Genomic DNA, 12,866 nt, shown 5'->3' on the forward strand with positions numbered 1-12,866 from the left:
GGTGAAGGATGAAGGAAGTTTACGTCGCCCCCGTGGTCGAGGACCTCGGCGCGGTGTCCGAGCTGACGCTGGGCCAGTCGCAGGGCAGCAGGCTCGACGCCGACTTCGCCGCCGGCACGATCTTCGGCGACCTCACGTTCTCGTAGCCGGTGTCCCAGTCGGCTCCGGACCGCGGAAGGAGGTGTACATGCGACAGCCGTACGAACCGCCGGAGATCACCACGCTCGGTTCGGTGACGGAACTGACCCAGGCCAACCTGTTCGGCACGAAGCCGGACAACCTGACCTGGCTCGTCCCGATCCTGGGCGACAACGACGCGTTCTCCTGACAGCCCGTCGCTCGTGAGTGCGAAACGTGGTTCTAACCACGGAAAACACTCACGAGTGGTGTGCGCGAGACTGACGGGTGGCCGGTCGGGGACCGTGCGGCCGGCCACTCGACACGGAAAGGGCCCGCCGTGAGCGGCACACGCACCGCGTACTCGGTGTACACAATGGATCCGCTGGAGATCGCGGGTGGCTGGCTGGCCGGGTACGAGCGGGTGCCCATGCCCGAACCGCCACCCGGCGGAGCCCGGCGTGCGCTCGACCGGCTGCTGCTGCCGCACCTGACCAGGACGCCCTGCCTCGTCGCGTTCTCCGGCGGCCGGGACTCGTCCGTCCTGCTCGCGGCGGCCGTGGCCCTCGCCCGCCGGGAAGGACTGCCGTTGCCGGTGCCGATCACGCTGCGCTACCCGCAGGCACCCGGCACCGACGAGGCGGACTGGCAGCGGGCGGTGCTCGACCACCTCGGCCTCCGCGACCGCGTGGTGCTCACCGTCCACGACGAACACGATCCTGTCGGTCCGATCGCGACCCCGGTGCTGCTCCGGCACGGCGTCGTGTGGTCACCCAACTTCGCGCCGACCTGGCGCATGCTCGACCATGCCCGCGGCGGTTCGCTGCTCACCGGGGAGGGCGGCGACGAGCTGTTCGGGCTCAAACGCATCACCCCGGTCACCAAGGTCCTCAAGTCCCGGGGCCGCGTCGATCCCCGGGTCCTTCCGCACGCGATCCGCGCGCTCGCTCCCGCGCCGCTGCGCAGGCGGGCCGTGGCCCGCGGCCGGTACTCGAGGCCGTGGCTGCGCGAGCCCGTCGAGCGGCTGCTGGCCCGCCGCGACGCCGCCGACGCCGCGGCCTGGACGCTGCACGCGGGACGCAACGCGTGGCAGTTCACCGACCGGCGCTGCGCCCGCCGCGCCTACGACACGATGCGGGCCCTGGGCGCGGAGATCGGAGCCGGGTACGTCCAGGCCTTCGCCGAGCCGGAGCTCGTCGCGGCGGTGGCCGGGGCCGCCGGGTTCTGGGGCTGGACCGGCCGCACGGCCACCATGCGCGCGCTGTTCGGCGACCTGCTGCCGAGGGCCGTGCTGGAGCGGAGCACGAAAGCCGTGTTCACCGACGCGGTCTTCACCGGGCACACGAGGGAGTTCGCCCGCGGCTGGACCGGAGCGGGCGTCGACCCGGAGCTGGTCGACGCCGAGGCGTTGCGGGCCAACTGGCTCTCCGCCGAACCGCACGCCCCGGCGATGGCGTTGCTGCAGTCGGCCTGGCTCGCCGACCGCAGGGGCTGGTGAGCGCACAACGGCGCTCTCGCCACGGTTTCACTCCCGAGCCGGAGCGCCCCGGCCCCGCCGGATCTCCCGGACGGCGAAGCGAAACCGGGACAGTGCCGAGGGGTGCCTGCCCTCGGTGTACCCGCGGTCGGGCAGCAGCAGTGCCCGCAGGTAGGCCACCCGGTCGCGGAACCCGGGCAGCGCCGGGATCGTCGCGAGCGCCTGCGCGGCGAACGTCTTGCCCTCGTGCGTGTGCAGCCCCAGCCAGGCCTCCTCGCGCCGGGTCGGGAGGTAGCCGTCCGCCCACGCGGTGAACGCGTCACCGCCCCGGATGCCGAGCAGCCGCCTGGCGTCGGCGACCGCGGCGGCCACCACCGCCTCGACGCCCCACGCCGCCGCCCTCCCGCGCACCTCGGTCGCCTCCCCTCCGGTGCGGGGCAGCAGTGCGGCGACGTCCCGCAGGGATCCCAGCCGCAGCGGCCAGTCCCCGAGCGCGGCGTGGTAGCAGGCGTGCAGCAGCCGGTTGGTGCGGGACAGCGCCCGCAGCGTCCGCCCGCCCACCGCGAACTCCTCGCCGTCGTCCCACAGCGAGTCCAGGTCGACACGCACCCCCCACGGCCCCAGCACGAACGTCCGGTGCAGGTCGACCTCGAACCCGCCGGGGTGACGCAGCGTGGTGCCCTTGTCGAAGCGGCGGTCGAAGCCCGGCCTCGGCTCCGCGAGGGTCCGCGCGAACCCGGCCGCGGACAGCGCCGCGACCGCCCGCCCGATGTCGTCGGCGCGCACCAGCACGTCCAGGTCGATGAACGAGCGCAGGGCCGGATCGGGATAGTCCAGGTGCGCGTACGCACTGCCCTTCAGCACCCGGAAGTCCACATCGGACTCTTCGAGCCGGTCGGCGACCGCCATCAGTTCCCGCTCCAGCGAGAGCACCCGCAGCAGCACCCCCCGGTGCGCCGCCCTGGCCGCGTCCGCCTGCGCCGCCGTCGCGGGCAGCGCACCCGCCCCGGCCGCCGCGCGCAACGGCCCGAGCACGCGGTGCTTGCGGGCCGCGGCCAGCAGGCCGGACCACGAATCGTCGTCGAGCGGGCCGCCCGGCCACGGCCGGTCCGCGCCCGCGAGGCCGTACCCCGCGACCGCGAGCAGCGGCCCGGGATAGGCGTCCACGCCGCACAACCGGCGCGCCATCAGCTCACACCGGTTCGCACGTCGCCGCTCCCTCGATCGCCGCCGCGTACCCGGACAGGAGCCGCTCCAGCCCCACCTGCGGGGTGAACTCGCGCTCGTAGCGCAGCCGCGCCGCCGAGCCCATCGCCCGGTTGCCTTCGGCGTCGGTGACCGCGCGGCGCAGGGCGTCCGCCAGCGAGCGCGCGTCGCCGGGCCGGTGCAGCAGCCCGGTCAGCCCGTCGTCGATCAGCTCCACGAACGCGCCGTGCGCGGCCGCGACCGTCGGCACGCCCGCCGCCATGGCCTCCACCACGACCAGCCCGAACGTCTCGAGCCACGTCGAGGGCGCCACGGCGGCCACCGCCCGTGCCGTGAGCTCGCGGCACTCGTCCCTGCCGCGCAGGCCGACGTACCGCACGTCGTCCCGGTCGCGGGCCCACCGCGCCACCTCCTCCGCCATCGGCCCCGTGCCCGCGAGCACCAGCGGCACCCCGGCCCCGCCCTCGGCGGCGAGCCGGTCCCACGCCGCCATCAGCAGGCCGACGCCCTTCTCCTCGGTGAGCCTGCCGAGGAACAGCACGTGCTCGCCCGCCCCGGCGCGGCGGACCCCGGGGTCGGCGACGAAGTTGTGCTTCACCGCGAGCCGGTGGGCGGGCAGCCCCGCCTGGACGAGGATCTTGCGCTGCGCGCCGGAGATGCAGAAGAACCGCGCCACCGCCGTCCACCAGCGGCGGCGGTTCAGCACGAGGCTCGCCGCGGGCGGCACGGTCGCGAGCGCCGAGCCGCGGTAGCAGCCGTGCCGGATCGCGGGCAGCGGGGACGTGCCGAGGCAGTCGGTGCACACCTCGCCGCCGCGGTACAGCGTGCCGGGCACGCACGTCTGCGTGTAGTTGTGCAGGGTCGCGACGACGGGCACGCCCGCGTGCGTGCACGCGTCGAGGATCGCGGGGGACAGCAACGGGAACGTGTTGTGGACGTGCACGACGTCCGGCCGTCGCCGCTCCAGCGTCCTGGCGAGGTCGGCCCGCGCGGCCGGGTTCCACGGCACCCGCACCGGCACCAGCGCCTTGCGTGGCGCGGACATCGCGGCGATGTCGTCGCTGCGCCGCTCGAAGACGGCGACGTCGTGCCCGGCGCCCGCGAGCAGGGCGGTCTCGGCGTCGACGACGTTGTTCTCGCCGCTGGGCTGCTCCGACCGGTATCTGTTGTGGACCACCAGCACTCTCATCTGGGTTCCTCTCTCGTGAGCAGCGCCGACGCCACGACCAGGTGCAGCAGGTAGGGCGAGGCGTCGCCGAGCCCGGCCTCGGTGTAGGAGGCGGCGAGGCAGTAGACGATCAGGAACAGCGCGCAGGCGCGGGCCGGCGACGGCGGCCGCAGCACCGCGGCGATCAGCAGCGTCCCGAGGAACGCGGCCACGAGGGCGATGCCGAGGTAGCCCTGCTCGTGGTAGACGGCCAGCCAGCTGGAGTCGATGGGCAGCCCGTCGAAGGACTTGTCGGTGAGCCCGACGCCGAACAGCTCCTCGAACGCGGACCTCGGCTCGGCGAGCAGCGCGTCCCACACCTTCGCCCTGCCCGTGAGGTTGGAGAAGTTCTCGTCGGTCTGCCCGCGCTGGAACCACGCCTGGATGGCGGGGGCCGCCACGACGGCCAGCAGCCCGGCCACCGCGACCGTCCAGCCGAACGCCCTGCGCGCCCGCGTGCTGGTGAACACGAGCGAGAGACCCGCGACGCCGAGCGCGGCGACCAGGCCGACGGTGGCCGTCCGCGTGTGGCTCAGCAGGAGCATGGCGAGCGCGGGCAGCGCGATCAGCAGCGTGCTGCGGCCGTCGGTGCGGCGGGCGAGCCAGAGCAGGATCGTCAGCCCGGCGACGATCGCGGCGTACTGCCCGACCTGCGGCGCGGTGAGCGGCCACAGCGCCCCGACCAGCCGCCCGCCGTAGGTGTCGGGGAACGCGAGGCCGGGGGAGGCGACCACGCCGATCGCCACCGAGGCCAGCACCACGCCGAGGACCCGGATGTGGTGCCGGACGAACGCCAGGCTGCCGTCCCACCACCGCGACAGCAGCCACAGCGTGGCGATGAACACCGCCAGCCGCGCGCAGCGGAACAACGCGCCCAGCCCCGACTCCAGATCGACGCTGGCGATGAGGCTGACCACGAGCAGCAGGCTGAGCAGCAGGAGGTAGGCGCTCGGGCGGACGCGCAGCCGGGGGTTGAGCGCCAGCGCGAGCACGAACGCCAGCACGAGGGCGCCCATCGTGAGCACCTGCGTCGCCAGCCGGGGCAGCTGCACGATCGTCTCCGCGCCCGTGGAGCCCAGCGTGTTGAGGACCAGCAGGCCCCAGATGACCGCGACCAGCCCCGGCACGCGGCGCCGACCGGTCTCGCCCGCCGGCGTCGCCTGGACCGCCGCGGCGCCGGTGCCGTCCCTGCCCACCACGTCAGCCACCGCTTCCGCCGGTGAACGTGCTGCCCGGGTCCTGCCGGTACGGCGCGATCCGCCACTGGTTGTGGTCGATCACGCGGCTCGCGTCGAACGGCACGAACGTCCACGGCCCGACGTAGGTGTTGTCGTGCCAGGAGTTGTCCTGGTCGAACGTGATCGCCTGCTGCACGGCCTCGCCGTCGTAGGGAGACCAGTCCGGGTAGGTGCCGTAGTTGGACAGCACCGCCATCCGCGCGCAGCTCGTGGTGCAGCCGACCGTCGCCGGGTCGTGCGCGAAGTGGTTGTGGTGGATGTCCACCCGCTGCGTCTTCCAGCGGCAGTCGCCGTACAGCGGCCGCTCCGCGATGCCGGGCTGGGCGCACCGGCCGAGGTCGGGCACCAGCAGGGTGCACGTGCCCGAGGACGTGTTGGCGGGGCTGTTGCAGAACCGGTCGGCGTTCTCCCACAGGGTGATGCCGGACCAGTTGTTCTCCAGGACGTTGTCGTGGATCTCGATCTTGTCGGTGCGGGCGGGGACCCTCGGCTCACCACCGGACTCGGAGATGTAGATCGTGGCGACCGGGAACGAGTCGTTCCTGGCGGCGAACTCCCTGCCCTGCGCCCAGTTGTTCCTTCGGATCGTGTTGTCGCGGATGATCGCGTTGTAGCTGGTCTCGTAGAAGATGGCGCTGCCGTCGTTGTCCTCGATGAGGTTGCCCTCGATGAGGAAGTCGTTGTTGTTGGTGTCGGCCCACAGCGCCGTGCCCCGGTTGTCGTGCACCCAGTTGCCGCGCACCTCTGCCCCGTCGACGGCCCAGAACTTGATGCCGCCGCTGCAGCCGCAGCCGGGGACCCTCGTCTCCCAGTCGCCGGTGTTGTTGCCGGTGATCTCGTTGCCCTCGACCACCAGGTCGGTGATGCCGCCCGCCGCCTGGTAGGCGTTCATGGCGTACTGGCCGTTGTCGCGCAGGCAGTTGCCGCGCACCCGCTGCCCGGCGCCCGCCATCAGTGCCGCGCCGTCGTTGCGCTGGAGGGTGTTGTGCTCGATCACCCAGCCGTTGCCCGAGTTGTGGTTCACCACACCCTCGTTCTGCGGGGCGACGAAGTTCTGCACGGTCAGGTGCCGGATCGTCACGTCCCGGGCGTGTCCGGTGAAGGCGTACTGGTTGACCCGCCCGCCGTCCAGCACGGCGCCCGGCGCACCGACGTAGGTGTTGCCGTCCTTGGGCTGCACCTGGTCGTACTGGCCGCCGCCCAGCCTGTGCGTGCCGGGAGCGAGCCAGAAGGTGGTGCCCGCCCGCTCGTCGGCGGTCTTGGTGGCGAGGTCGCCCGGCACGGCGGGGTCGACGCGCACGGCGCCGGCGGGCGGCTGTGCCGGTCCCGGCGGCGTGGCGTCGCACACGGCGGCCACCGGCCGCCGCTCGGTGACCTCCTCCTGCGGAGGCTCGTCCGAGCAGGCGGCGGCCAGCAGCGCGAGCGCGCCAAGGAGCACCGCGACGCGGCGGTGACGGCTGGTTCCTCGGGCCTCCACTGCGGAGCACCTCCCGGTCGGGCTACGTGCGCGGGCGCAGCACGGTGATGAGGGGATCGGGACCGCCCACGCGGCCGGTGCCCAGCAGCGTGGTGGCGGGTTCCTTGCGGCCGAAGCCGGGCGAGTACCACCCGAGGGGCGGGTCCGCCTCGCCGCGGTGCGCCGTCCAGGACAGCTCGGCGGGCAGCGTGAGGTCGGCGGTGTAGCGCGTGCCGTCGCCGGTCCACGCCAGCCGGGCGGAGTGCCCGGTCAGCTCCGCCTCGACCCGGGGTCCGAGGTGGAAGGCGAGCCGGCAGGGGTGGGTGCCGTCGCCCCGCACCTCGTCGGACACCCGCAGCTCGCGGGTGCCGAGGTCGAGCTCCACCGTGCGGCGGTGGACGGCGGGCCGCTTGCGACGGCCGTAGCCGTCGTGCTCACCGGTCCAGCGCGCGACGCCGCGGTCGGGCGTGTGCGCCACCAGGACGCGGCTGCGGGCGTGCCGCGTCCACAGGAACGGCCCGCCCGGGACCGACTGGTCCCGCCCGTCGAGTTCGAGCGTGTTGTGGCCCAGCGTCGAGCGGAAGTACGAGCGCCACCGCGGTTCCCCGTGGTAGCAGTACGTGCCCGGGTCGGCGAGCAGCTCGACCCCGCCGTGCCGCACCTCCAGCGACAGCGCGTCGGCATGCGCGTGCGCCGCGATGGAGAGGAACCCGTGCGGCCCGCCGTCGCAGCGGCACCACAGCTCGGGCCCGGGATCGTCCGCGGGCGTGCGCAGCAGCGTCAGCCCGGCGTCGGCGAAGTGACCTGGCCGCAGTGCCGGACGCGCCATCGTGACCGCGGGCAGGACCGGACCGGCCAGCGCGGTGAGCAGCGCCGTGCGCACGTCGCCCTCGGGGTGGTCCGGCCACCAGCCGAGCCGTCCGAACAGGACACCGCCGGTCGCCAGCAGCGACGCCCAGCGTCCGGTGCCGGTGCCGTCGAGGACGAGACCGTGCCCGTCGTCGGCGTCGCCCTGCCGCGGCGGGTGCAGCGTGCTGTCCACCATGGCCGCCAGCGCGTCGCACATCCGCAGCAGGGTGAGCCACGTGGTCTCCGGCACCGGCACGCCCGCGGCCGCGGCCTCCGCCGCACCGGCGAGGCCGAGCTCCAGCACGAGCCCGTGGTACTCGGTGGCGAGCTCGCGGTTGAGGCCCGAGCCGAACGTGTTGGCGCGCAGGTGCTCGTCCAGCGAGCGGAGCGCGTCCGCGCGCCAGCCTGCGGACTCGGGGAACCAGTCGAACGCGCACGCCGCGGCGAGCTGCCCCGCCGCCTCCGCGATGACGTGGTTGTTCGCCGACGAGCCCCGGCTGCCGAACGCGGCCAGCCACCGCTGGTGGAACCAGATCTGGTGCAGCGCCTCGGGGTTGTCCTCGAACAGCCCCGGCGCGCCCGGCCAGCCGTCCAGCAGCCTGCGCACCCACACCCACGACAGCAGCCGGATGCCCAGCTCGATGCCGCTGACCCAGTGCACGCCGCGCAGCGGCGGGTTGGCCGCCCACCACGACTTGAGGTGGTCGGCCACCCGGCTCGCGTAGCGGTCGTCGCCGGTGCGCGCGTACGCCGCGGCGAGCACGGTCAGGTGCTGGTGGCGCGAGGGTTCCCAGATCTGCTTGATGTCCCCGACGGCGACCTCGTCGCGGTAGGGGATGTCGAACGTGTAGGTCTCGCTCGGCGCCCGGCGGCCCGTCTTCGGATCGAGTGACCAGTCCGGGCTCACCATGTCGCGGCGCGGCACGCCGAAGTACTCGGCATGGCCGTCGAGCAGCTCGTCGGCGGTGGCGACCAGCCGGGCCGCGGCGTCGGCGCCGACCGGCTGCCACGCCTCGGGTCCGAGCGTCGCCGGGAACCGCCTGCCGGGCAGCCACGTGTGGCGCGCGGGCTCGTCGGCCACGCCGCGCCAGCGCCGCCTGCGCACCGTGTCCGCGGCGCGCCCGGCCACCTCGCGCGGTCCCATGCGCGACAGCCGCCGCAGATACCAGCCCGCGCTCGTCATCCGAGGGCTCCGTTCAGCGCGGCGGCACCGGCACCGGCGGGGTCGAGCCGGACGGGCACGCCGGTGGACAGGCTGGTGTGCACGGCGAGCGTGGCGAGCGTGGTCGCCGCCAGGGAGCCGACCGGGACCGGCATCGGCCCGCCCGTGCGCACGGCGGTGAGGAACGCGTCCAGCTCGGCGGTCTGCCCCTTGTCCCGGCCCTGCGGCAACGTGGGGCTGTTCGACCGGCCCCGCCCGAACAGCGAGGCGCGCGCGAAGTCGTCGAACTTGAGCACCTTCCCGTCGGCGACGACGTCGATCGTCTCCTTCGGGAACTTGCTCGACCCGCTGGTGACGTAGCCGATGGTGGCCACCGAGCCGTCGGGGTAGCGCAGCACGGCCTGCAGGTCGGCCTGCCCCGGCGTCGCACACGCGTAGACGGAGACCGGGTCGGCGTCGAGCAGCCAGCTGACGGTGTCGATGAAGTGGCCGCCCTCGCCGGTGAACCGGGTGCCTTCCGAGCCCTGCTCGTACCAGCTGCCGCTGTCCAGGCGGCCCGCGTTGACCAGGTAGCGGACGGAGGCGGGGCCGACCCGCCTGCCGAAGCGCCCCTTGGCCCTGCGCAGCAGCGGCGCGAACCGGCGGTTGAAGCCGACCTGCAGCCGGTCGTTGCCCGACTCCTCGATCGCCGCCAGCACGGTGTCCAGCTCCTTCTCGGACAGCGCGAGCGGCTTCTCGACGAACACGGCCTTGCCCGCCAGCAGCGCCTGCCTGGTCAGCTCGGCATGGGAGCTGTGCCGCGTGACGACGAACACCGCGTCGATGTCCGGGTCGCCGAGCACGGCGTCCACGTCCGTGCCCGCTTCGGCGAACCCGAACCTGCGCTTCGCGTTGGCCGCCGACAGCGCCGACGTGGTCGCCACCCGGGCCAGCACGGCGTCGCCGTGTCCGGCGAGGTGCGGCAGCAGCATCGACGAGGCGTAGTTGCCCGCGCCGACGAAGCCGAGGCGAACCGGCCCGCGCAGCGGGCCAGGGCGAGAGACGTCGCCGGGCGCACGGGGAACACTCACGACCACGCCGGCCTTCGGCTGCGTTTCCCGCACCGGGTAGCGGAAGAGCACGGCGACGGCCTTCAGCTCGCCCTCGTTGAGCCGCTGGTAGGTCTCCACGGCGTCGTCGAACTCCGCCATGTGCGAGATCAGCGGTTCCACGTCCACCCGCCCGCGGCCGAGCAGGTCCACGAAGCACTCCAGGTTGCGGCGCTCGGTCCAGCGCACGTAGCCGATCGGGTAGTCGCGGCCCTCCAGCTCGTACTCCGCGTCGTACCGGCCGGGCCCGTACGAGCGGGAGAACCGGACGTCGAGCTCCTTCTCGTAGTAGGCGTTCCACGGCAGGTTCAGGCTGCACTTGCCGATGTCGACCACCCGGCCGCGGTCCCGGCTCAGCCGCGCCGCCAGCTCCACGGGCTCGTTGGTCGCCCCACCCGCCGCCAGGTACACCTGGTCGACGCCGTGCCCGCCGGTCAGCTCGCGGACGGCCGACTCCACCTGCTCCGAGCCGGGCGCGCCGCACGCCGAGGCGCCCAGCCGCTCGGCCAGCTCGCACCGGGCGGGATCGGGGTCGGCGCCGACCACGCGCGCCCCCGAGGCCACCAGCAGCTGCACCACCAGCTGCCCGATCAGCCCGAGCCCGATCACCAGGGTCACGTCGCCGAGCCGGGGCTCGCCCTGGCGCACACCCTGCAGCGCGATGGAACCGACCGTGCCGAACGCCGCGTGCCGGGGCTCGACCCCGGCAGGCACCCGGGCGTAGAGGTTCTTCGGCACCCAGTTCAGCTCGGCGTGCAGCGCGTGCTCGTTGCCCGCGCACGCCACGAGGTCGCCGACCGCGACGTCGGCGGTGTCGCCGCCACCCTCGCCCACCTGCTCCACGACACCGCACAGCGAGTAGCCCAGCGGCGTGTAGGAGTCGAGCTTGCTCGTCACCTTCCGGTAGGTGGCGGGCAGCCCGTTGGTGGCGACGCTCTGCATCACCTTCGCCACCTGATCCGGCCGTGCCCTGGCCTTGCCGAGCAGCGACATACTCGCCTCGGAGACCTTCATCAGCTCGGTCCCGGTGGAGATCAGCGAGTACAGCGTGCGGACCAGCACCCCGCCCGGCTTGCCCGCCGGGGCAGGCACGTCCAGCAACGCCAGCTCACCGCTCTTGTAGTTCTGTACGACCTGCTTCACGAGGCTCCTTGTTCGACGCTGCGGTACCAGTACTCGAGGGTCAGCACGTGCCAGAGGTGTTTGGACCGGTCCTGCCTGCCGGAGGCGTCCTCGTCGACCAGCCGCTGCAGCGCCTCGCGCCGCAGGAAGCCCGACCGCACCAGCGCGCCCTCGTGCACCACCGCACGCACGACGGGGGCCAGGTCGCGGCTCATCCACGCTCGCAGCGGTGCGCTGAACAGGCCCTTCGGCCGGTGGACGATCTCGGCGGGCAGGATCGACTCGGCCGCCCGCTTCAGCGCGACCTTGCCCTGCCGCCCGGCGATCTTCCGGCCGCCCGGGGTGGCGAACGCCGCCCTGACCACCTCGACGTCCACGAACGGCACCCGCACCTCGGTGGAGGCGGCCATGCTGGCCCGGTCGGTGTAGGCGAGGTTGAGGCCGGGCAGGAACATCCGGGTGTCCGCGAGGCACATGCGGTTGACGAAGTCGCCGAGCGCGTTGTCGTGGTAGGTGTCGGCGTGCTCGGTCAGCACGTCGTCGACGGTGCCCGCCAGGTCGGGGTCGACGAGGTCCAGCAGCTCCGCGCGGTCGTACATGGTGTAGCTGCGCCGGAACGCCGTCTCCTCCGGCAGGTCGGCGAACGAGAGGAAACGCTTGGCGAAGCGCACCGAGCGGTACCCGCGGCGGGCCGTCGCGACGGGCAGCCGGTCGACGAGCGCCCGCACCGGACGCCGCACCAGGCCGGGGACCCGCTGGTAGCGCACGCCGAGCAGGTTCGCGAGGTGCTTGCGGTAGCCGGCGAACAGCTCGTCGGCGCCCATCCCGGAGAGCATCACCTTCACCCCGGCCTCGCGCGCCGCCGAGCAGATCAGGAAGGTGTTGATCGCCGCGGGGTCGCCGATCGGCTCGTCCAGGTGGTAGGCCATCCGCGGCAGCAGGTCGAGCACCTGCGGCGCGATCTCGATCTCGTGCAGGTCCACGCCGAACCGCTCGGCGACCTGGCGCGCGTAGCGCAGGTCGTCGGGCATCGCCTCGAACCTGGCGTCCTCGGCCCGGAAGCCGATGGTGTAGGCGGAGATGCCGGGGGAGTGCCGGGCGGCGAGTGCCGTGAGGTAGCTGGAGTCCAGACCGCCGGAGAGGAACGTCGCGACGGGCACGTCGGCCAGCAGGTGCTTGCGGGTCGACTCCTGCACCACCGCGTGCAGGTCCGGCCGGTACGCGGGGTCCTCGGCCCTGGCCGCGCCTTCCTCGGCGACCTCCCGCAGCGAGAAGAAGCGGCCCTGCTCGGTGCCGCCGTCCGGCCGGAACCGCAACCACGTCCCCGGCGGGAGCTTCTCCGCCTCGCGGAACGCGCACCGCGCGTCGGGCACCCAGTAGTACAGCAGCGAGGCCACCAGCGCGCCCTCGTCCACCCGCAGCGACGAGCCCAGCTCCCCGGCGAGCGCCTTGAGCTCGGACGCGAACGCCACGGCGCCGCCCCGGCGGACGAGGAAGAGCGGTTTGATGCCCAGCTGGTCGCGCACCAGCGTGAGCTCGCCGCTGCGCTCGTCGAACACCGCGAACGCGAACATGCCGCGCAGCCGGGGCAGGCAGCCGGTGCCCCAGCGGCGCCAGGCCGCCAGCAGCACCTCGGTGTCGGACGTGCCCCGGAACCGCACGCCCGCCGCGGCCAGCTCGGCGCGCAGCTCCGGCGCGTTGTACAGCTCGCCGTTGTAGGTCAGGGCGAGGCCGCCTGCCACCATCGGCTGCGCGCCGTTCTCGGACAGGTCGATGATGGACAGCCTGCGGTGTCCCAGGTGGACCTCACCGGCGCCGGCCGGGTGGTCGTAGCGGCCGGAACCGTCGGGTCCGCGGTGGGCGAGGGTTTTCGTCAGCCGGTCGGTGACGGGTCCGCCGTCCGGCCAGAGGTAGGTGCCTGCGATTCCGCACATGCGCGCTCGG

At 73.7% G+C, this 12,866-nt stretch carries 10 protein-coding genes; 3 read left to right on the forward strand and 7 right to left on the reverse strand.

Annotation, left to right across the window (positions count from 1 at the left end):
* Nucleotides 1-8 precede the first annotated feature (8 nt).
* The 3 genes from B0I33_RS22445 to B0I33_RS22450 all read left to right on the forward strand — a co-directional run bounded on the left by B0I33_RS22445 (nucleotide 9) and on the right by B0I33_RS22450 (nucleotide 1,615).
* On the forward strand, nucleotides 9-146 hold the full coding sequence (locus B0I33_RS22445; protein ID WP_106180809.1) for a lasso RiPP family leader peptide-containing protein: 138 nt from the start codon (nucleotides 9-11) through the stop codon (nucleotides 144-146).
* A gap of 41 nt (nucleotides 147-187) precedes the next feature.
* Complete coding sequence (locus B0I33_RS29755) at nucleotides 188-328, forward strand: lasso RiPP family leader peptide-containing protein (RefSeq protein WP_146147544.1); 141 nt, start codon at nucleotides 188-190, stop codon at nucleotides 326-328.
* Nucleotides 329-457: 129 nt separating this feature from the next.
* Nucleotides 458-1,615, forward strand: coding sequence for an asparagine synthase-related protein (locus B0I33_RS22450; RefSeq protein ID WP_245900932.1), 1,158 nt, complete (start codon nucleotides 458-460; stop codon nucleotides 1,613-1,615).
* A gap of 27 nt (nucleotides 1,616-1,642) precedes the next feature.
* Here the strand turns inward: B0I33_RS22450 and B0I33_RS22455 are convergent, their stop codons facing one another.
* The 7 genes from B0I33_RS22455 to asnB form a co-directional block, all read right to left on the reverse strand.
* Nucleotides 1,643-2,782, reverse strand: a complete 1,140-nt coding sequence (locus B0I33_RS22455; RefSeq protein WP_106180810.1) for a nucleotidyltransferase family protein — start codon at nucleotides 2,780-2,782, stop codon at nucleotides 1,643-1,645.
* Nucleotides 2,783-2,786: 4 nt separating this feature from the next.
* Nucleotides 2,787-3,989: a glycosyltransferase gene (locus B0I33_RS22460; protein WP_106180811.1), complete on the reverse strand. Its 1,203-nt coding sequence runs from the start codon at nucleotides 3,987-3,989 to the stop codon at nucleotides 2,787-2,789.
* Nucleotides 3,986-5,134, reverse strand: coding sequence for an O-antigen ligase domain-containing protein (locus tag B0I33_RS22465; RefSeq protein WP_219927242.1), 1,149 nt, complete (start codon nucleotides 5,132-5,134; stop codon nucleotides 3,986-3,988). The genes B0I33_RS22460 and B0I33_RS22465 overlap by 4 nt, the downstream gene beginning before the upstream one ends.
* A 73-nt stretch (nucleotides 5,135-5,207) precedes the next feature.
* Nucleotides 5,208-6,722 (reverse strand): right-handed parallel beta-helix repeat-containing protein, encoded by a 1,515-nt coding sequence (locus B0I33_RS22470; protein WP_106180812.1) that lies wholly within the window; start codon nucleotides 6,720-6,722, stop codon nucleotides 5,208-5,210.
* 22 nt (nucleotides 6,723-6,744) lie between these two features.
* Nucleotides 6,745-8,733: an alginate lyase family protein gene (locus B0I33_RS22475; RefSeq protein ID WP_106180813.1), complete on the reverse strand. Its 1,989-nt coding sequence runs from the start codon at nucleotides 8,731-8,733 to the stop codon at nucleotides 6,745-6,747.
* Entirely contained in the window at nucleotides 8,730-10,943 is a 2,214-nt protein-coding gene (locus tag B0I33_RS22480; protein WP_106180814.1) for a bi-domain-containing oxidoreductase, read from the reverse strand. The genes B0I33_RS22475 and B0I33_RS22480 overlap by 4 nt, the downstream gene beginning before the upstream one ends.
* Nucleotides 10,940-12,856 carry an asparagine synthase (glutamine-hydrolyzing) gene (asnB, locus tag B0I33_RS22485; protein WP_106180815.1) on the reverse strand — a complete coding sequence of 639 codons (1,917 nt, stop codon included), beginning with the start codon at nucleotides 12,854-12,856 and terminating at the stop codon, nucleotides 10,940-10,942. The genes B0I33_RS22480 and asnB overlap by 4 nt, the downstream gene beginning before the upstream one ends.
* Between the last annotated feature and the right edge of the window lie 10 nt (nucleotides 12,857-12,866).

The sequence above is a fragment of the Prauserella shujinwangii genome, from assembly GCF_003001955.1.
Lineage (GTDB): Bacteria > Actinomycetota > Actinomycetes > Mycobacteriales > Pseudonocardiaceae > Qaidamihabitans > Qaidamihabitans shujinwangii.